Here is a 22,113-nt window from a genome sequence, read left to right as displayed (position 1 = left end):
CTCCTGGAAAATAGGTCTTGTGAAATGTAGTGACTCATATCTAATCTAACAATTAGTGTTAGATCATAGAGCCCGGAATGAGACCAAAACACACATTTGGTTTTGTCTGAAAAACAGCTATTGATATCAAACCACCGCTAAATTTTATCAACCAAGCGGCAGTAAACATCCGATTCTGTTGAAAAACTCCCCAGCATGACTGCTTCATGAGATAATTATTGTCAGTAAATCTTGCCGAGGATTATCCGTCATGATGGGCCAACAACCTCCCGGTCAGAATGCACTGCTTTACGATTTCTGTATCGAGCAGCATGTCCCACCCAATCACTTATTAAGGCAGATCCACCAGGTCCTAGACTTGAGTGATTTACGAGACCATTTATCTTCTTTCTACAGTAGCACCGGTCGACCATCGATCGATCCAGAGCTGATGATACGTATGCTGATTATTGGCTACTGCTATGGCATTCGATCAGAAAGACGCTTATGTGAGGATGTACACCTGAACCTTGCCTACCGTTGGTTTTGCGGACTTGGCCTAGAAGATAATGTTCCCGACCACTCTACTTTTTCTAAGAATAGACATGGTCGATTCCGTGATAGCAACATATTTCGATTTGTATTTGAGTCAGTCGTGCAGCGATGTATGTCAGAAGGGCTTGTAGCAGGAGAAGGATTTGCTACCGATGCCAGTATCGTTCGGGCTGATGCTTCCAGTCAAAATGGTGTGCCCGGCGTCGAAGCGATGGAATGGCTGGGTGATAAGCAGGCAAGGAGACCTGTACGCGAATATCTTGATGCATTGGATGATGAGAACAGTAGTGGCGTTACGCCTAAAAAGGTTTCTCTTTCAGATCCACAGTCTGGCTGGACATTGCCCCGTAGAGGGCCTGCGATTTTCGCCTATTCAACCAATTATCTGATAGACATAGAAAACAATATCATTGTTGATGTCGAGCCCACGCCAGCAAATCGTGCGGCCGAAGTCCGCAGTACGCAAAAGATGCTTGATCGAGTGGAACGTCAGTTTGGTGCTAAGCCAAAACGTCTTTTAGCTGATACCGCCTACGGGGCTGCCCCCATGTTGGAGTGGTTGGTTAAGGAAAAGCAGATAGACCCGCATATACCGACATGGGATAAATCAAAGCGCACTGACGGGACATTCTCAAGCAGTGATTTTAAATGGAATAATCAAGCCGATGAATATACGTGTCCTGCGGGTAAAACTTTAAAAAGTCAGCGGAGGCACTTCAAGAAATCTCGTTCTGTAATCTGTAAAGATAACACCATCCGCTATCGTGCCAGCAAAAGTGATTGTCAGGCCTGCCATTTCAAATCTCGTTGCTGTCCAAATATGGAAATCAGGAAGATCGCTCGCAGTATTTACGAAGACTCACGAGATGTGGCGAGAGCAATATTAAAAACACCCTTATACCAACAATCCAAAAAAGACAGAAAAAAAGTTGAAGTACTATTTGCCCATTTAAAGAGCATCATGAAACTGGACCGATTACGGCTCAGGGGGCTGACTGGAGCTCACGATGAATTTGTGATGGCTGCTCTGGTTCAAAACCTCAAGAAACTGGCTAAAGTTCGGTACAAGCCACCTGACCATGGGGTAATTACGCCTGCATGAATAGAAACCTACCCGATTAACCCACAACTATCATCAATCTCCGATGATAGATTCAAAAAAGGGATAGGCTGGGTGGGCCATCTACTATTGTTGGTGGGTTCGGCCTGAAATATCTGAGTTTTTCAACAGAATCATCCAAAAACAGTCGTTCGTTTCGACGCCCGGCTTGCCCATAGAAAATAAATCCTCTCCCAATTATCGAGCATCCTAGAGAGGAGCAGAGCGACGAGCAATTCGACCGTATTGTTATGTACTTACCCATTCGGCCTTGCTAACTCCAATACCTTGCCCGCCAACTGCTAGCTCTATGAAAAGAGCGTGCTCGTAATTCAACTGGCCTAAGAAAGCCCTAAGCTTTGCAAAATCTTTCTCTTCACTGGCGGTCGAAGATGCTTTTTTGAACTCAATAACGAGGTAATTTCGGTTAGTGCCTCTTTCGTGAACAATAATGTCTGGATACACTGTTTGGGCATTCACATCATACGCATCAGGATTACCGCCCTCCAAATACAATTCTTTTGGCTCGTGATTATCCCGATTGTATTCGCAATCGACGTTCCATTGTGCAAACTCGTTTTGCAGGTAAATCCCCACACGATGAGTAAGAGACCTTTCATTAGCATCGACTTCCAGAAGGTGAGCATCTTCATCAAGCAACCGCTGAAGTGAGCGCAATACGGCCTCTCCGGGTTCTCGCTGCCTTAGTATTTCCTCGATTTGCTGATTCATCGCCTATTGTCCAGCGTAGGAATGGGTTCATATGTCCGAAATACGCCGATAACTGCTGTAATTGTCGAAACCATATCTGACACTGTTTATGAGATCAAATTACGACTTATACAGTTAATATTGAGAGAACTTCATTCTAGCTGGTTCTACCAGTATTCTGCCGTCTGACAATCTCGTAGATAACATTTACTCTGCGTCCCGATGCTCTTGAATAGCGCACAAACCTCTGGTGCATTCCTGTCATAGTCTCCCTTCCGACGTTGGACGTAAGCCTCTAGCGCCTCGAAGGGCAGTTCTCCCCCAAACAAGGAATCCTCGTTAAAGTCTTGCTCTCTCATATGAACATATGGGCCACCGGTACTATCTGTACCACCGATGAACACACTGGTAAGCAGAAGATCGATATCATCGGTTCCCAGTCTCTGCAACAGGATCTCAATAACAGGTTGTCGGAGATATCGCAGTGAGTCATAGAATACGCCTGATGCGTTGATCAACTTAACTATCGACCCCGTTTGGAAATGCCCTATAAAGTTCTCAACAAATATTTTCTCCCAGACCGCGAATTCCTGATCAGAAAACTCCAATTCACGATTGATCGTCTCCTGCTGCCAATGTCGACCTTGATTCTCGCAGAGCGACCTCAACAGAATTCTAGCAACTCCAACTAGGTCTGGGACAGACAAGATTGCATCAAGAGTTTCTCTGACTTCGTCACTCTGAATCTGCTTAAGCTGATTATTGATCATCCATCTCGCATAGTCGGTTGCCATCCCGCCCATCGTGAAAAGACCTTTACTTTTTACGATGGCTTCTTTTGAGTGAACGAGCCGGTTGATGTCGCCAAGCACCCGAATAAAGTTAGTAAACTTCATGATTGATGCGTGCTCGTTTGCGAGTTCGAGGAATTTCATTGAAATACCTTGATCAAGCACAGATTGCAAAATCTGTTCAGATTTATTGTCGTCCTCTGCCCATTCACGAATTTCTTTTATCGAAACCTCCTCCGTAGGCAAGCTTGAATTCATCGCTAGAAAAAATCTGTCATACGCGCAAACCCTTCCTTTTGCGCTCGCGGAATCTACAGTTTCTCTCTCCCATTCGCTTTGTCGAACGTCTGGGAACAGCTCTTCCAGAATCTGGAAGGTATGCCCTATTTCGTTGTGAGGGATGTGCCCTAACAGCACATCGCGCCTCTTCGTTCTGTCTTTTTCCTCTTTGTCTTCGTCGAGCAGACCCCAGTAATCGACCTCATCTTTGTGTAAAACCAATGAGGGGTGCCTCCGAATCTGGCTATACAAATTTGGGAAACGGGTATGTAAGACTTCCAAGCCAAGCATATCGGCGAAGCAAACCTCACCCTTTGCCACATCCATTCGAAACCGAAGCCCATTGAACATCCGCTTGAGTTCTCGTGGCGTTTTAATGAGATGTTTTACTCCAGTATGAAATACTTTTCCAAGACGCTCCTGGTCTTCTTCGAAGTACTGGGTCAGGTCCTCATCGCTTAATTCTGACAACTGGAAGTTTGCCAGACTTTCTACATAGCTCGTAGTCAACTGTGGCACATGAAGTCTGATCTGAAAAATCTTCTCTAAATATCTCTCGGGGGATTTGATACTTAGTGAAGTGAGGGCCTGTGATATGTACTGAGCATCGTAAGCAACCAGGTACGAAGTGTTTGGGAAGTCAATGACAGCTTTGATGGCCCTTATGACTTCGAAAATTTCCGTTGGGGGAAGTCGGTCAAGGTCATCGATGAAAATGACGATCCGTACATTATGTTTGTCAAGTTCCTTTACCAGTGCTTCTTTCGTCGCATGAATGTCCTTGCTTTTTGCTTCTCCGATAATCTTAAAGAGTTTCGATAACCCCTTTGCTCCTTTTGAGAGCATAAGTGTTTCTGCGGATATGTTAGATGCCAGAGAAACAACATCCAGCGCAGCGCTGTAAGTGTCCATTGATTTCGCAATGGCCTTCATAGCTTCGGAAGCATCTTTCTTCTTGATACCTTGCCTTAGTGCCGTCATCAACTGCGAAACAAGTGCGTCGGCGCTGCCCACAAGCCATGGGTTAAATTTCACGGTTACCGTTTCATCTTTTCTTTCCTTGATCTTTCGTTCTATTAAATTGATGAGGGAGGTTTTCCCGCTCCCCCAATCTCCTTCAAGGGAAACGGAAACACTGGATGGAGCATCTGCACCAAAGATTGTGTTCGCAACTCGTTGTGCAAACTCAAGCCGGCCCAAGCTGTCAGGGTTTTCCGCAGTACCGTCTATTGGTTTGTCATCGTGAAATGAATTAGTATTTTCACGATTAGAATCTCTACTCATTCGATTGCCCTTCAAGTCCACTAAAATTACCAGGGAATAAAGGGTTCAGAGCCCTTTAATCTCCATACTCCATGGTTTAGGGAAGGTTCCGGAGTGAGGCATCCCGCCCACAGAAACTAATTCCTTAATATTCATGATTCTATCAACCGACATTCTTGTTGAACAGCCACAACATGAACGGCAGGATTATGTCGGCAATTGCCCATCCACTGTACAGGCGAGATCCATCCAAAAGCGGACGTTAACGCCATGCTAACCGGCGCGTAGCGCAGCGGAGCGTCCGAGTGAGCGATAGCGAACGGTGTTGAGCATATTGTTAGGCTTTTGGGGCCGTAATGGATCGGGTTGGGGACTGCGCAAGATCTTGTGCAATGGATTTCATCATTTCTTTCCGAAGTACCAAATATAGCTGTTGCCCTACCTGAAAACATTCGACGTCAATTTATACTGGCTTAAAGGTTTGCTTCCAATCCAAAGGCACAAAGTATTCTTAACGGAGAGGACGCGAATCTAGTTGCTCCCTAATATTCCTCAATTCGACTACGATTGCGTTCAAAGCTGCGCATATTGCAGCATTCCCATTCCACATTGTGTCACCTAAAGAATTGTCGGCATCAGCCGCCGTTTTGAGGTATTTATTCATTACTTCAATTAGCGCGTTTGTGTCTTTCATAAGGTCTCCATGAGTTGGGTCGATTGAGAATTGTGCTTGCGCGAACATGCAGTTCGACTAGCCTAACGCTGTTTATACAGCCCGCACATCCAGCGTAATATACAGCTGTAGAATATATTGACCATTCCGACATATTGTTCTGTCCATGTTTAGGGATGATTCTGGAGTGAGGTATCCCGCCCATAGAAGCTTATTCCTTAATCTTCTGAGTTTATCAGCCGACAGCCTTACTGAACAGCCACAAGATGAGCGTCCGCTTCATGCCCTGAGTCACTCTGTCAAGACATTTCTATCAGTTCTGGAGAGCGAAGGAGCTTCGATCCATGGCGGCTGAGAGCCTTTAGATAGGTAGACTCGTTATATGGAGTTCTAGTTTTCCAACAGCTGTAGAGGATACGAATCCATTTGAATGCCAAGGCTCGTACAGCGGCTTGGTGCGTGCAACCCTTGCTGCGTTGTTGGGAGTAGTATGCACCGGCCCAGAATGACTTATTGATTGTCTGCGCTGCCCATTCGACAAATGTCTGCCGTATAAATGTTGGGGACTGCCACCGCCAATGAACCCAATGTTTCTTTCCGCTGCGTTCAGTTACCGGGGCCACCTGAGTACTTTTGTATTTCAGCGGCACTGTTGAAGTGCTCTCGTTGCTCACCGAAAGCGACTAATAGTCGTGGTGTGAGCGTGGGACCTGCACCAGGTAATGAACTGAATAATGGGTAATCAGGAAGTGTTGGTGAGAGATTAGAGATTTCTTCATCATAGAGCCTGATAGCCCGTAGGGTAACGCGCAGCTGCTCGACAAGCATAAGCGCATGCATCCGGTAGGGGGTGATAACTGCACCATCCTCTGTGAGTGCTGTTGCCATCTTGATGGCCTTTAAACGATCATCAAGAACATGATTAAATCTCATATTGTGTGAATGAAAGAATTTTTCGAAGGTGGATTTTCTAGCCCGCTTAGCCTGCATCAATGTTGGCCAACGAGCTATGAAGTCACAAAAAATCATTGTGTTGATACGATCGAACCACTCAAGTGCTTGTGGGTAGTACTGTTTAAGCGTACTTCTCAATCGATTAGTGATTCTGATCCTATCGTTGACCAAGTTTCTTCTCTGTTCCACAAGCGTCGTTAAGGTACGCATTTTTGCACTTTGGGGTTTCAACGGATGAAAACGCTCTGGATGGTGCAGAATCATGTCTAGCGCCAGTTCTGCATCGCTGGGGTCGTCTTTGGCTTTGCTTGGATTGAATGCTTGACGGTACTTGGCCAACGTAACGGGATTGACCGGAAAAATTACAAGGAAAGCATATTTTTGAAGCACATAGACAATTGGACCTTTGGTCAACTCCAAAGCGATAGCGATAGATCCCCCGTATCGTTCATGAAGTGATTGCGCCCACTGCCCAATCTTATCAACCTGGTGCGGTATACAATCAAACTCCCGAGACATACTGCCGGCTGCCTGTACGCAGATATCATGCTTTGAATTTCCCCAGTCAATACCAACATAAGCAGTAAACGAATTGCCGTCCAAATAATCCATGGATTACCTCCCAAGTGCTATGTTTGTACCGTAGGCATGCGTACTTGAGTTCTTCGAAGGTAATATAGGTGAGCCGGTGTGACGGCGAGCCCTGAGTATTCGTTAGTGAACTCAAGAACACCGGCAGAGCCGAAAATAAAGCGGTAAACATCGGGTGTTGATGTCGAGATATTCGTGCTCTGCTGGTGCATGTCCCACTCTTACTGGTAGCTACCTACCAGCCGTAACTGCACTACTAAGAGTAGGATGGAATGTCTATATCATGTCGATTGCTGCCTATCAGGGTTGTTTGGTTGGTGATAAGAACAAAGCCGACACTTTGGGGTTGCTGCTGGGGCCCGGCGGGCTGTATGAAGGGTAACGGCTGAACTAGAAATGGAGGGGAGCTTGGACTAGGGAGTAGTCTATTAATTCCTGGCAGGTATTATTTACGATTTCTTATTTGCCTGGCCTTTCATAGACGATATTAGTATTTCAATCCCCTCCCGTGGGTCTGCATCAACTGCCTCGCAATACTCAATATACTCGATGACATCAATTCTTCGACGATCTTGTTCCAGCTTACCAACAACGGAGTGGTGGCGGCCTAGAATATCTGCAAGCGAGCGCAAGGACATCCCCTTCTCCTCGCGCTTGCTTTTCAGCCAGAGCCGAAGTGTATTGTAGTGTAATGAGTATGGGGATGGTTTCATTGTCTCGATGATAGAGACAAGGTAGAATGTCGCGAAATTCGAGACATTCAGCCAATACCTTATGAATACACTCAACATCCCAACCGAATTACTGATACTGCTAAACTCGGATCACTTTGAGCATTTCACTGCCATGGAGCTAAGGGATGCTTATTTGGAACAGGGAGATCACGAGGAAGAAGATGGTAAAAAGGTTCGGCAGTTTATCTACCGCAATATCATCAAATTGGAACGAGAGGGTTTTCTAGAGCGGCTTGAATCTGCTGGTAATGGTAAGCCCAGATACCAGGTAACACAAAGACTTAAGGCTTTGTATTATGAAGATAATATAGGAAAGCCGTCAAATAGCGCGGAACTGGATGGCGTAACGCGCAGCCTGCAAGACAAATTACACCAATACCGAGTTGAGATGCTCACGGCTATAGGAGAAGCCGAAGAGTACGACGCAATATGTCGAGAACTACCGCAGATCAGGGGAGAGATACAGGACCTTTACGATCAGGCGCGTGACCGATGTTCGAAAACTCTGGGGCGTGTTCGTGCCCTGGAAATCATCATTTCCAACCACCTGAACCATTAATTGCCATGAAGTTACGCCGCTGGCAGGACATGTGCATTGCACAGGCCTACAAACAATACCGCGCGAGGCAGACTCATTTCCTCTGCTTAGCTACACCCGGTGCGGGTAAAACAATAATGGCGTCAACGTTGGCAAAACGATTGTTTGACCAGGACATGATCGATCTGGTCATCTGCTTCTCTCCATCTGTGATTGTCGCTACCGACTTCAAGTCCGAGTTGGAACAACAGATAACAGCGCGCATTGATGGCTTGATAGGCTCCAAAGGGTGCTCGTTGACCTATCAGTCAATGCTCTCCTTGCCTGACACCTTCTGGGGCTTATTATCGGAGCACCGTACTTTCGTGATCTTCGATGAGATCCATCACTGCGCGGGGCAGTCACCAGAACACGCAAATGCTTGGGGTGAGAAGATTATATCCCGTATTCAAGGCCAGGCGACATATACCTTGGCACTCACCGGCACCCCCTGGCGATCAGACGCTGTTCCCATCGTTCTTTCTAGATATAGAGGGCCTGATCGGAGGATTCACTGCGATTACCAGTACGGGCTGGCCAAGGCTGTACGCGATGGAGTCTGTCGACCGCCTCATATAACAATTATCGACAATGATCAGATCGTGGTAAGGCAGGGGCAAGCCACCAATAACTACATTTCATTTGAAGAGCTGCTTCAACAGTCAGGGTGTAGCTACGAGAATCTCATCAAAAACGACGCACTGATGCGTTACATGATTAGCCAAGCTGACCAAAAACTTAGTGAACTCAGGGTGGCGACCCCCAATGCAGGGGGGTTGATCGTGGCGGGATCGGTGGATCATGCGCGCCAAATACATACCCTATTACGGCAGGAGTTCAATGAGGAGGCAGACATAGCCACATATCAAGAAGAGAATGCATTGGAGGTAATCCGATACTATAAATACAGCGCTGCAAAGTGGATTATTTCAGTGGGGATGATCAGTGAGGGAACCAACATACCGCGGCTACAGGTCTGTTGCCATCTAACCCGGATCAAAACAGAGCTTTGTTTTCGCCAGATACTTGGTCGAATTCTTAGGGCTACATGGAACAGCGCAGAGAAAGGATTCCTGTATATGCCGGCAGAACCCACTCTGGTTAAATACGCCCGTCGTGTGGCAGAAGACATACCGGCACATCAAGTGGTGCACTTGGATATTATGAACAATAGTCCCGCCCCAACCAGAATCAGGCTGCAAACACCGATCAGTCAGGAACAAGAGCTTAAACTGACCCTTGAGATATCCCCTCCAAGCTTCAAAAGTCACCAAAAGCCTAGGTTCACCCCTAGGTCCGTTTCGCTCTTGGCAGACTCATATGAATCATCAGTGGACATATTTGGTCGCTTCAGACAAGAGTTAATGACATTTAAACCGGCCGAATTATGAAGTTAACTTTAAGGATCAATCTCATCCGGTCATCACGCTCCTCTTTGGAGAGGACGTCTGCCACCAGAACTCCCAGAAGTAAAAGTATTTTGCGCCTAAGTTTTGAACAATTTTTATAACAAGGAAACAGGCAGATGTGTATCAATATGATTTGATCGGGCGATCGCTGGCAGATATGGTCTCGACAATCGAAAGCACGCTCACCGCACACGGTGGATATGAAGAATGATGTCTGATGTATTTAGAGCACTTTCTTTTGCTGCCGAGGCGCACAAAGATCAGCGCAGGAAAGGAGCTGGCGGATCTCCATACGTAAATCACCTCATCGAATGCGCTGCTTTAATGACCGGTGTTGCTAAAATTGACAATACGCTGGTCATCCAGGCAGCCATTTTGCACGATATCTTGGAAGATACGTCCGTTACCGAAGATCAGCTTCTTGCTCTGTTTGGTGAAAAGGTCGTCGAATATGTGAAAGCAGTAACAGATGACAAACGCTTGAATCTAGCAGAAAGAAGAGCCGCTCAGATTACGCACTTGAAGAGCGCAAGTAATGCAGTGAAGTTGATAAAGTTGGCAGATCACTGTTCCAACATTGCCTCTATACCTGCTGACTGGTCGAAAGAGAGAATAGAGAGTTATATATCTTGGTCACGCAATGTTGTTTCGCTCTGTTTCGCGGCCTCACCGGAGCTCGCTGAAGAGTATGAAAAGCGAATTGTACATTCGGGACAGACCTCAAACGGCACTACTAAAACGCAAAGCCATATCAAGTAAAGGCACTATGATTCCTAAAATGAGTTAACGAATTGGAAGCTCAAATCCTGAGGATCAACTAAATGGTGCTCTGGCAAATTTGAAGTTATCTGGACTTACTCCATGCGCCTATGGTCACGAGGTGACTCGGCAATATGTTGAGGGGCAGATAGCATCCGAAGAGGATACAGCGAAATTACATCCTTGGCACAGCAGAACGGGCGATAAATGAAAAAATCCAATGTGTATGAAGATTGCGAAGACAACTCCGACTTACCACGTGTGATTGTTGAAGAAGCCACCCGAGCACACAACGAAGTTGAGTACCACAAGGGAAGGCGGAAAGATAAAATGGACAGGCTCAGGGCAAAACTACAGTCGGGTTTAGATAGCCCCATGGTAGAGGATTTTAACCCAGATATCTTTCTTGCCAGACTGAAAGATAGATCTGATGTATCCGATCGATCACCCAATCCGGAGAGACCTGACCAGCACACTGCTGTTAACCTCCCAAAAAGGTGATAAATGGCGTAATACCTGTTTAACCCCGCTTTAGGGGATAGTTGTCTATTGGGCCTGTTGAGGGACGCATTAGGATTCAAGTTACTCCATGCACGAATTGGAGTCACATGTTTCAGAGTGTGATAACAGAAGTAGGCAAGACGGTAACACCTACCGTCTTGCCTGTATGGTCCTAAGGGATGAGCCCGCCTTCGGTTGGGCTAGGGAAGGAACTTGTTCAACGCGATGAAAGCCTGTTCGAACTTGTCCAGGGTTTCATTCACTTCGGGACTGTCGCCATCAAGAATCTCTGGATGCCGCAATAGCCAATCAGCAGGTACGTAGTGGCCAAAGTCAGGGGTGTCTGGCGGCAGGGTTCGGCAGGCGGCTTCGACCTGCTTAACGATCCTGACTGTCTTTGGGTCAGCTTCTTCCACGGACTTAGGAGAAAGCTTGTGTTTACCAGTCAATTGAAGAGATTGATTCACAAGCTCACAGTACAACTTGGCAGCAAATAGGTCCTCTACGTCACTTTCCGCTTTCCCTGAAAAGTCAGCGGCAGTAAGGACGTATTCAGAGTTAAGGATCTGACTCTCTTTAAGACGCTCTACTTTGCCCTTATCACCCTTCCCATAATCGCATAGGACTGCAATATTGAGGTCGTTTCCAGAGAACAATGATGCGAATGAAGAAACTTTGTCTAGTCCACCTGTTGGGCAAATGGCCCAGTGTTCATCTAAGGAGACTCGTCCTCTCGACTTCAGAGCTTGAGATACTACTTGTAGGTAGACGATATCCGATGGGCCTTCTACGAGCAGGGTGTTTTGCCCTATGAACAGTGACTGGGTGATCTCATAGCCCAGATGTGCCTGTAGTGGGAAAAGCGTGTCCTTATCTACGCTGAGAATTTCCTTGGATACCTTGGTGCCCTTTACATCTGGGCGACGAGGGTTGGAATAATCAACGACATCCTCAACAACACGTACATCAGCAAGGCGCTGAGCAGGCACCATGAACGGTGAATGGGTAGAGTAGATAACTTGGTGTTCTGGAAGGATTCGTTCCTCGATATACCGAAGTAGATCCGACTGCGCTTTCCCGTGCAGAGTTAATCCAGGTTCATCCAGTAGGATGATGGCATTTCCAGCACGCTTCTTCAGTTGCTTAAATTGGGATAAAAATGAGAAGAACCATACGAATCCAGCGCTCCGTTCAGACAAGGGAACCGATACTCTGTGATGGTCATTCCAGATCCGAATCTTGGCTACTCGTCCAGAGTTAAAGGGGGCAGGATCTTCAGGCCGTCCCTCGTTAAATTCTATCTTGACAGCGAGGGCTTCATTTTGACTCCAAAACTCAAATATCTCATCGGTTATGTCGTTGGAAGCGGCCTCACATTGAGCGACGAGTTTTTCGTGACTGGCGGCAGCATGAAGCTCCTCAATATTTGTGCCAGCATACTCCAAGAAATCAAGGAATATCTGATCACCGAGCGATACCAGGTTATTCTGTTTATCCTTTAGAAGCTGATTGATGGACAATTCACCAGACATTCTTTCAAAGTGCGAGGTGTAGAAGAACTCCGGCATGCGGTCAGAAAGTATATCGACAGCTTTCAATACAGCTTTGCCATCCCTGAAAGAAGATAACGTCGTTAGGAGACTCTCCTGAGCTTCCGTCCTGCTTTCTAATCCACGTAAAGACTCGATAGCATCTTCTGTGCTCTCTGCATCCGCGAAACACTCACGGTCATCTTTTGATAGAGAGAGTCGGTCGGCCAGCGAGGATAGACATTTATTGCCATCAATTCGAATGGACCATGTGTTGCTGCTTTCAATATGGCTAGTGACTTTGACTTCAAGCTCGCTTAGAGCACCCTCACCCAGAGATTCTTCGATTTCCGCAACATCATCGTCATCTAGTTTCCACCACGTATGAGCTACTGGTGATTTTCCACTGGGATGGCGCTCGTCATATTTGGTTAGCCAGCGTCGCGGGTAATCTTTAGTGCGTTCATAGGAAAACGAATCACTAGGCGCTAATCCGTGGATTGCTTTCAGAAGGGCTGTTTTTCCTGCTTCGTTTTTCCCCACGAGACAGGTCAAGTCACTAATCTCGAAAACTTCACTGTTTTCAATTGAGCGAAAATTGGTCACTTGAGCTTTGACAAATCTCATGAATTCCCCTTCGTGAAATAATCCATTATGGTTGCTTGGTTATTGTATCCTAAGTCAAATAAACGTCGGTTTTCTATACGCTTCGCCGAAAGCCTCAGGTATGGTTGACATCGACCTGTATAGGATACATATTCCCGTATACTAATCAACGTATAGATAAGCGACCTTTTTATGCTTGTAGGCTATGCGCGGGTATCCTCGCAGGATCAAAACCCCGATTTGCAGCTTGATGCACTTGAGAAAGCCGGGTGTGAGCAGGTTTTTATCGAGGAGATCACCACCACTGGCAAGAAAGCGCGCCCCAAATGGGAGGTGTGCAGCCGAGTGCTGCGCAAGGGTGACATTCTGATGGTCTGGCGGCTGGACAGGCTTGGAAGGTCGTTGAAAGACCTGGTGGAGATCATGCAGGACCTGGATGAACGGGGCATTGGTTTCAAGTCCCTGACCGAGAGCATCGACACCGGCAGCGCCGGAGGAAAGCTGATCTTCCACATCTTCGGCGCACTGGCCGAGTTCGAGTACAGCTTGATCCGGGAGCGGGCTATCGCCGGGATCGCGGCTGGACGCGCACGCGGCCGGAAAGGCGGACGTAAGCCCAAATTGACCAAAGCCGCTGTAAAAAAAGCCGCCGCCATGCTGCGTGACCCGATGGTCACCAAGACCGAGGTGGCCGAGCACTTCGGCGTAACAAGAATGACATTGAACAAAGCACTGGAACGCGAGGGCTACCCACAGAACCCAGCGGCCCCAGAGATTGAGACAACAAAAACAGAGGGACAGAAGCAGTGACACAAGCCGTAATCAGCCATGATAAGGCTGCCCGCGTTCAAGACAATGCCAACCTTATTTGGGGTGCCGCTGAAAAGATGCGCGGCAAGATCACCCCGGCAGACTACGGCAAAGTAATCCTTCCATTCACTGTCCTGCGCCGCATGGACTGCCTGCTGGAGCCGCTTGCCAAGGCAATCAAGGCCGAGGTGGCAAAGCTGGGTAAGGCGACCGAAGAGGCTCGCGACAAGATTCTCTACCGCAAGACCCGGATGAGCTTCTACGGCACCAGCGACTACACGATGGAAGCCCTGCTCGCCGACCCTGAAAACATCGCCGACAACCTCAAGGCCTACATCAACGCTCTGTCCAAGAACATGCGTGACGTGTTCATCGAGCACTTCGGCTTCTTCAACTGGATCGACCGTCTCGACAAGCAGAACCTGCTGTACGCCCTGGTGAAGTTCTTTGCCGACAAGGACCTCTCGCCCAAGACCGTCTCCACCATTGAGATGGGCTACCTTTTCGAGAACCTGATCCGCCGCTTCAACGAGGCCAGCAACGCCACGGCGGGCGACCACTACACCCCGCGTGAAGTGATCCGCCTGATGACCTCATTGCTGTTCGCCAAAGACGGCGGCCAACTCTCCAGTGAAGCCAGCGTCATCAACATCCTGGACCCGGCTTGCGGGACGGGCGGCATGCTCTCCACGGCCAACGACTACCTGGTTGACCAGAACGCGAACCTGCGCGTGAACCTGTACGGCCAGGAGGTCAACCCGGAATCCTTCGCCATCTGCCGGTCGGACATGCTCATCACCGGGCATTCACCGGACAACATCCGCCTCGGCAACACCCTGACCGAGGATCAGTTCGAGGGCGAGACCTTCACCTACTGCCTCAGCAATCCGCCCTACGGCGTGGACTACTCCGAGGAGTATGACGCGGTAAAGGCGGAGCATGAGCGCGGCGAGGATGGCCGTTTCGAGCCAGGCATCCCGCGCAAGAGCGACGGCCAGCTCCTCTTCCTGCTGCACATGATCAGCAAGTTGCCCAAGGATCGTCCGGGCCGTATCGCCGTCATCATGAACGGCTCACCCCTGTTTAACGGGGATGCGGGCGGCGGAGAGTCCGAGATCCGCCGCTACCTGATGGAACGCGACATGGTGGATGCCATCATCGCACTGCCCACCGACCTCTTCTACAACACCGGCATCGCCACCTATATCTGGGTCGTCACCAACCGCAAGTCTGCTGAAGATCAGGGCAAGGTGCGGTTGATCAATGCCACTGCCTGTTCGGTGCCCATGCGCAAGTCTCTCGGTAGCAAGCGCAAGGAGATCTCCGACCAGCATATCGCCGACATCGTGAACCTGTATCTCGACAACCAGCGCGACGAGACTGTGCAGGTATTCAAGCCGCAGGCCTTCGGCTACCGCAAGATCACCGTGGATCGACCGCTGCGCCTGGATGTGGACCTCACAGAGAGTGAGCCGGGCCGCTTCCGCAATACCAGCGAGCTGGATGAATACTTCCTCTGGATGGAATCCACCTATGGCGAGGACGTGGCCAAGCGCCTCAAGGCCATTAAGTCGGAGGTTACTGAGCATGTTGATGAGACCGAAGGGCTGACGCTGCTGAAGGCCTCGGAGTCGGCTAGCAAGGCGGAGATCACCGCCGCCCAGAAGCGATGCAAGAAGATCCTCAAAAGCCTGCTTAGCTTTGAGGAGTGGAAGGAGCGCCAGGCCCTGATTACCCTCATTCGCGGATTCAGAGATCAAGCCGGCCAGTCCGAGTGGATGGACTACAACGCCTTCCTGGAGTCTCTGAAGGACTACGCCAGAAAGAACAATGAACGCTTGGTCGCCGGGCGGATCAAGGCCATTCGCGCCTGGGTCACCCATACCAACCCAAAAGCCGAGAAGGTCATCGACAAGGTACTGAGAGACGCTGAGCCGAACGAACCATACGGCATCTATCCGTTTAATGGTGAAGTGGTCACCTTCGAACGCGCCACCGACCTGAGCGACACCGAGCGAGTACCTTTGGGCCAGGACACCCTGGACTACTTCGAAGAAGAGGTGCTGCGCCATGTACCGGATGCCTGGATCAACCCGGACAAGCGCGATGCACAGGATGGCGAGGTAGGCATCGTCGGCTACGAGATCAACTTCAACCGCTATTTCTACCAGTACGTGCCACCGAGGCCTTTGGCGGTGATCGACGCGGAGCTAAAGGCCGTGGAAGCGGAGATTGCCGAACTGCTGGCGGAGGTGGCGGAATGAATACAGAGTCTCAGTATTCAGAGTATTGGGAAACGACAATACTGGCGTTTAAACAGCTACCTATCGAATGGGACCTTTCAAAGCTAGGTTACGAAGCCTGGGTTCGAGCCAGACTTGGCTGGAAAGGCCTAAAAGCAGATGAATATGTGGACGAAGGGTTTATATTTTTATCGACCCCGAATATCAAAAGTCGTGACATCGATTTCGAAAACGTCAATTTCATAACAATGGAGCGATACAAAGAGTCTCCAGAAATTCAACTTCGTGTTGGAGATGTATTGCTGGCGAAAGATGGATCAACACTTGGCACGGTTAACTATATCCGTCAATTACCTCGCCCTGCTACTGTCAACAGCTCACTCGCAGTCATTACATGTAACAATAAACTGGATGGCTTGTACGTTTACTATCTCTTTCAGAGCAGGCCATGGACAGACTTAATTGGTCAACTGAAAGGAGGGATGGGCGTCCCTCACTTATTCCAATCAGATCTAACGAAGTTCCCGTTGCCGCTGCCTCCAAAATTGGAACAAGAAGAAATCTCTAAAAAACTCGACCGCGAAACAGCCCGCATTGACGCCCTGATCGAGAAGAAGACCCTCTTCATCGAGCTGCTGAAGGAAAAGCGGCAGGTGTTGATTACTCAGGCGGTGACCAAGGGGCTGAACCCGCATGTTGTGATGCAGGATTCCAGGGTGGAATGGATTGGAGATGCGCCAGCACATTGGGACGTTCTGAGTCTTCGCTGGTGTTCAACTATTCAGTCCGGTATCGCACTCGGAGGAGCATCCAAAGTCGGTATCAAATACGAGCTTCCATATCTGCGTGTTGCGAATGTCCAGGATGGTCACCTGAGCTTGGACAACGTAAAAACAGTTGAGGTGGAAAAGGGCCAAATAGCTAGATATGCCTTGAAAAAGGGCGACGTTCTGATGAATGAGGGTGGCGACAACGATAAGCTAGGTCGTGGCGCGGTCTGGAAAGGTGAAATTGAACCGTGCCTTCACCAAAACCATGTATTTGCTGTACGTCCAAGCCCCCATCTGCTTCCAGAATGGCTTGCATATTGTACGCAATCACATACAGCAAAAGCGCATTTCCGGGTCAACGCGAAGCAGTCTACCAACTTGGCATCTATTTCCTCGACAAATATCAAGGAACTGAAAATCCCCCTGCCTCCGTTAGATGAGCAGCAAGCGATCTGTGAAAGCATTGTAAAGAACCTTGCCTCGGTAGACACGATCATCGCCAAAACTGAGCGCAGTATCGACTTGCTCAAAGAACACCGCTCAGCCCTTATAACCGCCGCCGTAACCGGCCAGATCGACCTGCGGGAGGATGCCGCATGACCAAACTCAACGAAGCTGCTTACGAGCGGAGCCTGTGCCAGGCCTTGGTGGATTCCGGCTACGACAAGCTCTCTCCTGACAAGGATTGGGATGTGGAACTGGCGCTGTGTCCCAATGTACTGTTGGACTATATCCGTGAATCCCAGCCCGATGCCTGGAAGCAGTTACAGGGCCACTACGGGGCTTCCGTTGACGCCAAGGTTATCGACGAGATCTGCCGTCAGATCAAGAAGGAAGGTATGCTGGCGATCCTGCGCAACGGCATTCGGGATCGCGGGGTGGCCTATCGCCTGGTGCAGTTCGCCCCACCGACCAGCCTGAATCCTGATGTTGCCAACCGCTACGCCCTGAATCGCATGGGTGTCATGCAGCAGGTGCGCTTTGACTCAAAGACCCAACAGACCATCGATGTGGTGCTGTTCGTCAACGGCCTGCCACTCGCCACTATCGAGTTAAAAAACGCCTACACCGGGCAGACGGCAACCAACGCGATCAAGCAGTACATGCGAGATCGCAAACCGAAGTCGAGCACGCCATTAATCGACTTCAACCAACGTGCCCTGGTCCACTTCGCGGCAGATACCGCTGAGTGCTACATGACCACCAGGCTGGATGGTGACAAGACTTACTTCCTGCCCTTCAACAAGGGCAACAACGGGCGCAAGGGTAATCCTGTCGCAGAGGGCAACTACAGCACTCATTACCTGTGGGATGAAGTCTGGAAAAAGGATGCCTGGCTGGATCTGCTGCAAAACTACATCGTGCTGGAGCGGCAGAACAAATCCGATCCCTGGCGCAAAGGCCGGCTGATCTTTCCTCGCTACCATCAGTGGCAATGTGTACGCCGACTGATCGCTGAGAGCCGCAAGGGGCTGAGAAACTATCTGAACCAGCACTCTGCCGGGTCTGGCAAGACCAATACCATCTCATGGGTGACGCACCAGCTTTCCACCCTGCACGACGAGAACAACAAGACTATGTATGACGGCGTGATCGTCGTCTCCGACCGGCGCAACCTGGACAAGCAGCTTCAGGACGCCATCTCCAACATCGACCGCAAGGAAGGTGTTGTCGAATGCATAGTCTCCGGCAGCAACGAGTCCAAGTCCTCGCGGTTGCGCGATGCCATCAAGAAGGGTACGCGGGTCATCGTGACAACTCTCCAGACCTTCAGGCCCATGCTCGAAGGAGAAGATCTGGTGCTGGAGGGCAAGCGTTATGCGCTGGTGGTGGACGAGGCCCATAGCTCCCAGTCAGGCAAGGCCGCAGCGGCGCTCAGAGCGGCTCTGGGAGATGCTGAGACCACTGACAGCGAGGCGCTGGAGGATCTGATCGTCAACCAAATCGTGAAGCGTGGGCCTCAGACCAACCTGGCGTTCTACGCCTTCACCGCGACCCCCAAGCCGAAGACCCTGGAGATGTTCGGTGACGTGGATGCCAACGGCGAGCCGGTGCCGTTCTCGCTCTACTCGATGCAGCAGGCCATCGACGAGGGCTTTATCCTCGACGTGCTGAAGAACTACGTCACCTACGACGAGATGTATGAGATCGTCAAAAGCACGCCGGACGACCCTGTACACGAGAAGTCCCGCAGCAAAAAGCAGATCGCCCGCTTCGCCTCACTGCACGAGGCTGCCGTCGAACAGAAAGTGACCATCATCGTCGAGCACTTCCGCGAGCGTGTACTGCTGACCGGCAAGATCAAGGGCATGGCCAAGGCGATGGTGGTGACCCGCTCGCGTCTGCATGCGGTGCGCTACTTCAATGCTTTCCAGAAGTACATCGCGAAGCAAGGTTACGAAGATCTCAGGACCCTGGTAGCCTTCTCGGGCACAGTAGATGATCAGGGTGAGCACTACACCGAAACCAGCCTGAATGGATTCGATGAAGCCAAGACTCCGGAAAAGTTCGACACCCACGAGTACCAGGTACTGATCGTAGCAGAGAAGTACCAGACGGGCTTTGATCAGCCGCTGCTGCACACCATGTACGTGGACAAGGTTCTGGGGGGTATTCAGGCCGTCCAGACCCTCTCGCGCCTCAACCGCTGTCACCCTGACAAGAAGGACACCTGCGTGGTGGACTTCGTGAACGACCGAGAGACCATCTACAAGGCGTTCAAGCCCTATTACGATGTCACCAGCATTGATGAGGTCACCAACCCCAATCACGTATACAACCAGCAGTCCGACATCCTGTCCTACGGCCTGATCCGTGATCAGGAGATCGAGGGTTTTGCCGAGATCTACTTCAAGAAGAAGCTCGCCAAGGGGGATACGGGTCACCTGGACGCCCTCGTACAGGCGGCGGTCAAGCGCTTCATCGACGCCTACGGCGAGCATCACGCGCCGGACATCATTACCGAGGGGGATAACTTCAAGGGCAATATCCGCGCCTTCCTGCGGCTCTACGAGTTTGTCACTCAGGTCACCCGCTTTGTGGATATGGACCTGGAGAAGTTCTACCTTTTCGTCAAGCACCTCCTTCCGGCACTACCCTTCATGGGTGACGGGGAGAATGAAGATCTATCCCACGAGATCGAGCTGAAGGTGTACCGGGCTGACTTCCAGGAGTCTGGTGAAATCACCCTGGACGACGGCACCGAGGCAGACCCGTTGCACAACCCGTCCACGGGTGGCGGAGGTGGCGGTAAGCCTGGTGAATTGCTGGCTCCGCTGTCGGAGATTATTCGCGAATTCAATGAGCGCTATGGTCTCAATTTCCGCGAAGAGGACATTCACTGGATGCACAATGTCGAGGCGGAGACCGAGACAGATGACGTGCTCATCCAGCAGGCCAAAAACAGCGACCCCTCGGCATTCAAAACCGTGTATGACGAAAAGGCGCTGGACCTGCTCATTGACAAGCGTGAGCGCGACGAGGAACTGTTTGATGTGCTCATCTCCAATGACGGTGCCCGAGGCTTCCTGTTCGACAAGATGCGTGACGCGTTCTTAAGGCGAGTGCTTGCCGATGTCGTGGGGTCTTCAGCACCATAGGGCAAGGACTTCCAAGAGATTTTCGATGGCGTTTTATAGTTTTATAAGATCAAAAAGCTTGGTACTAGGTTGTCTGCGCTCTTCATGACTTGAGGTGGCTTAGTGATCCTGGAAATGCTGCTTCTTTTGGCCCTTAATTGAGTGGCGTAAATTGGCGAATTCCCTGAGGTAGTCCATCTGGTTTGCGATCACCGCTCGACCCGACAGGATCAGCCTAGTGGCTGGGTTTGGTACGTACGGCACGGCCAGTAATTGCATCCCCGCTTCCTCAGGCGTTCGGTCGCGTTTCCTTAGGTTGCAGCTGCCACAAGCGCAGCACAGGTTCTGATATGTGTCGGCCCCTCCTCGGCTTTTGGGGAGGATGTGGTCAATTTCGAATGTATTGGGGCTAACGAGATCGCCGCAATACATACATAGCCCTTCGTCACGGGCATAGATTACGTAACGGGAGGCGCGCCTGGGATGTTTTTGGTTCCAGATGTTGCTCCGATCCTTGACACTGATGATGGATGGTACTTCCAGTATCGATTGTTCACCGTGATGATTGTGTCCGCCATGGAGTGTTATGGCTGTCTCTCCCATGAACCATATGACCTTCCCTTTGGCGATCAAGTGCGCTGCGGTGTCCCACTTGATGAGGCTGATAGGTAGGCCGGATACATCTAGCTTGAGAATATGTGTCGTCTCTATGGTCATTTAGATCTGGCCACGTATGGAAGGCTGTAAGAGGATCGTCCGCTATAGACATCGTGTCGATGAAGTCTATTCTGGCGGCGGAGTCTATAGAGACTTGGTTGATATCCTTCTTTTGTCAAGGTTTTACATGGGTTTTTCGGCCTGTCTATACCCCCCTCTACTAGAGGGTGCTTACAGGCGGTGACCACGTTGTTCCAGTGATCTGGTCCTCCCAGACTCAGGGGGCGGACATGGTCCCGGGAGAGCAGTTTTTTCGGAAAATGCTGGCCACAGTAAAGGCAGATATGGCCATCCCGCTGAAACAGGGTCTGGTTGTTCAGCGGTGGCACATACCCGTTACGCATCTTCTCCAGAGCGCGGCTGTTGCCATGGGTTGCGATGATCGAGTTGACGTCGACATGACTCTGCCGTTGGGTTCTGGCGTTGATGCCGCCGTGTACCCGGTAGAGTACGCGTCCACAGGTGTAGGCGATCTGGTCAAGAAAGTGCAGACGCACGGCATCGCGGTAGTCTACCCACTCAAGGGGCATGCCGGCCATATCGGTACGGAGTATCAGTTGGTGGAGCCCTGCCATGTCGAAAACCCTGGTAACTGCTCATTTAGGTAGCATAGTTTGATATTGGTTGCAAATAGCTGGTCGCAGCGATTTATTCTTGCGGAGAGAACTGTGCCGACAGGGAAATTTAAAGGATTTTTTTAGCCGCGCCGGGCGGTTTCGCCAGATACCCGGAAAGTGCTGATATGTAAAAAAAGTGGTTGACAAGAGAAAAAAATGCTCTGTTTCCTTGGTGTTATGCACAGCTGCAGTGCAGCAAGCCATAATGCCGGTCGAGCCAGGTAGGATTGTATATTAGGTAATCATGAAATTATGCAAGTGGCTGTTTTCTAATAAGTTGTGTCCGGTGGTGATTTTTTTGTCAGATTAACAAAAAAGTAATGAATTACTGGTCTGGCAGCCAGTTCCAACGGGTTTTCAACAGAGTT

The 22,113-nt window shown here is 49.9% G+C and carries 15 protein-coding genes and 1 pseudogene; 9 read left to right on the top strand and 7 right to left on the bottom strand.

Going from position 1 to position 22,113, the window contains the following annotated elements:
- The first annotated feature begins 250 nt into the window (after nucleotides 1–250).
- A complete protein-coding gene (locus ACHZBF_RS16370; protein WP_321529023.1) occupies nucleotides 251–1,636 on the top strand; it encodes an IS1182 family transposase in 1,386 nt (461 codons plus the stop codon).
- A 246-nt stretch (nucleotides 1,637–1,882) separates the two neighbouring features.
- Here ACHZBF_RS16370 and ACHZBF_RS16365 read toward each other — a convergent pair whose 3' ends face one another.
- The 4 genes and pseudogenes from ACHZBF_RS16365 to ACHZBF_RS16350 form a co-directional block, all read right to left on the bottom strand.
- Nucleotides 1,883–2,365, bottom strand: a complete 483-nt coding sequence (locus ACHZBF_RS16365) for a hypothetical protein (protein WP_321529022.1) — start codon at nucleotides 2,363–2,365, stop codon at nucleotides 1,883–1,885.
- A gap of 146 nt (nucleotides 2,366–2,511) precedes the next feature.
- Nucleotides 2,512–4,698 (bottom strand): KAP family P-loop NTPase fold protein, encoded by a 2,187-nt coding sequence (locus ACHZBF_RS16360; RefSeq protein ID WP_321529021.1) that lies wholly within the window; start codon nucleotides 4,696–4,698, stop codon nucleotides 2,512–2,514.
- 951 nt (nucleotides 4,699–5,649) lie between these two features.
- Nucleotides 5,650–6,916, bottom strand: a pseudogene (locus ACHZBF_RS16355) (IS110 family RNA-guided transposase).
- Between the two features lie 428 nt (nucleotides 6,917–7,344).
- The gene (locus tag ACHZBF_RS16350; protein WP_321529020.1) at nucleotides 7,345–7,608 is read right to left on the bottom strand and encodes a helix-turn-helix domain-containing protein; all 264 of its coding nucleotides are present in this window, start codon (nucleotides 7,606–7,608) and stop codon (nucleotides 7,345–7,347) included.
- 61 nt (nucleotides 7,609–7,669) lie between these two features.
- Here ACHZBF_RS16350 and ACHZBF_RS16345 point away from each other — a divergent pair, with 61 nt between their 5' ends.
- The 4 genes from ACHZBF_RS16345 (at nucleotide 7,670) to ACHZBF_RS16330 (ending at nucleotide 10,875) form a co-directional block, all read left to right on the top strand.
- Complete coding sequence (locus ACHZBF_RS16345) at nucleotides 7,670–8,188, top strand: hypothetical protein (protein ID WP_321529019.1); 519 nt, start codon at nucleotides 7,670–7,672, stop codon at nucleotides 8,186–8,188.
- Nucleotides 8,189–8,193: 5 nt separating this feature from the next.
- The gene (locus ACHZBF_RS16340; protein ID WP_321529018.1) at nucleotides 8,194–9,597 is read left to right on the top strand and encodes a DEAD/DEAH box helicase; all 1,404 of its coding nucleotides are present in this window, start codon (nucleotides 8,194–8,196) and stop codon (nucleotides 9,595–9,597) included.
- 225 nt (nucleotides 9,598–9,822) lie between these two features.
- Complete coding sequence (locus ACHZBF_RS16335; RefSeq protein WP_321529017.1) at nucleotides 9,823–10,374, top strand: HD domain-containing protein; 552 nt, start codon at nucleotides 9,823–9,825, stop codon at nucleotides 10,372–10,374.
- A gap of 207 nt (nucleotides 10,375–10,581) precedes the next feature.
- Nucleotides 10,582–10,875, top strand: coding sequence for a hypothetical protein (locus ACHZBF_RS16330; protein WP_321529016.1), 294 nt, complete (start codon nucleotides 10,582–10,584; stop codon nucleotides 10,873–10,875).
- 200 nt (nucleotides 10,876–11,075) lie between these two features.
- Here ACHZBF_RS16330 and ACHZBF_RS16325 read toward each other — a convergent pair whose 3' ends face one another.
- A complete protein-coding gene (locus tag ACHZBF_RS16325; RefSeq protein ID WP_321529015.1) occupies nucleotides 11,076–13,031 on the bottom strand; it encodes an AAA family ATPase in 1,956 nt (651 codons plus the stop codon).
- A 171-nt stretch (nucleotides 13,032–13,202) separates the two neighbouring features.
- Here ACHZBF_RS16325 and ACHZBF_RS16320 point away from each other — a divergent pair, with 171 nt between their 5' ends.
- Genes ACHZBF_RS16320 through ACHZBF_RS16305 form a run of 4 tightly spaced genes read left to right on the top strand, consistent with a single transcriptional unit; the run spans nucleotide 13,203 to nucleotide 20,432 of the window.
- Nucleotides 13,203–13,820, top strand: coding sequence for a recombinase family protein (locus tag ACHZBF_RS16320; protein ID WP_321529014.1), 618 nt, complete (start codon nucleotides 13,203–13,205; stop codon nucleotides 13,818–13,820).
- Nucleotides 13,817–16,084, top strand: a complete 2,268-nt coding sequence (locus ACHZBF_RS16315; protein WP_321529013.1) for a type I restriction-modification system subunit M — start codon at nucleotides 13,817–13,819, stop codon at nucleotides 16,082–16,084. Before ACHZBF_RS16320 ends, ACHZBF_RS16315 begins: the two co-directional genes overlap by 4 nt.
- Nucleotides 16,081–17,433 carry a restriction endonuclease subunit S gene (locus ACHZBF_RS16310; RefSeq protein ID WP_321529012.1) on the top strand — a complete coding sequence of 451 codons (1,353 nt, stop codon included), beginning with the start codon at nucleotides 16,081–16,083 and terminating at the stop codon, nucleotides 17,431–17,433. Before ACHZBF_RS16315 ends, ACHZBF_RS16310 begins: the two co-directional genes overlap by 4 nt.
- Nucleotides 17,430–20,432: a type I restriction endonuclease subunit R gene (locus ACHZBF_RS16305; RefSeq protein ID WP_321529011.1), complete on the top strand. Its 3,003-nt coding sequence runs from the start codon at nucleotides 17,430–17,432 to the stop codon at nucleotides 20,430–20,432. The genes ACHZBF_RS16310 and ACHZBF_RS16305 overlap by 4 nt, the downstream gene beginning before the upstream one ends.
- Before the next feature lie 99 nt (nucleotides 20,433–20,531).
- Here the strand turns inward: ACHZBF_RS16305 and ACHZBF_RS16300 are convergent, their stop codons facing one another.
- Both ACHZBF_RS16300 and ACHZBF_RS16295 read right to left on the bottom strand, forming a co-directional pair.
- Nucleotides 20,532–21,128: an HNH endonuclease gene (locus ACHZBF_RS16300; RefSeq protein WP_321529010.1), complete on the bottom strand. Its 597-nt coding sequence runs from the start codon at nucleotides 21,126–21,128 to the stop codon at nucleotides 20,532–20,534.
- Nucleotides 21,125–21,703 (bottom strand): HNH endonuclease, encoded by a 579-nt coding sequence (locus ACHZBF_RS16295; RefSeq protein ID WP_321529009.1) that lies wholly within the window; start codon nucleotides 21,701–21,703, stop codon nucleotides 21,125–21,127. The genes ACHZBF_RS16300 and ACHZBF_RS16295 overlap by 4 nt, the downstream gene beginning before the upstream one ends.
- Nucleotides 21,704–22,113 lie beyond the last annotated feature (410 nt).

This window comes from Sedimenticola selenatireducens (assembly GCF_963675335.2).
GTDB classification, from domain to species: Bacteria; Pseudomonadota; Gammaproteobacteria; order Chromatiales; family Chromatiaceae; genus Sedimenticola; species Sedimenticola selenatireducens.
The sequence above is the reverse complement of the archived record's forward strand: the minus strand, read 5'-3'. Positions and strand labels throughout refer to the sequence as shown.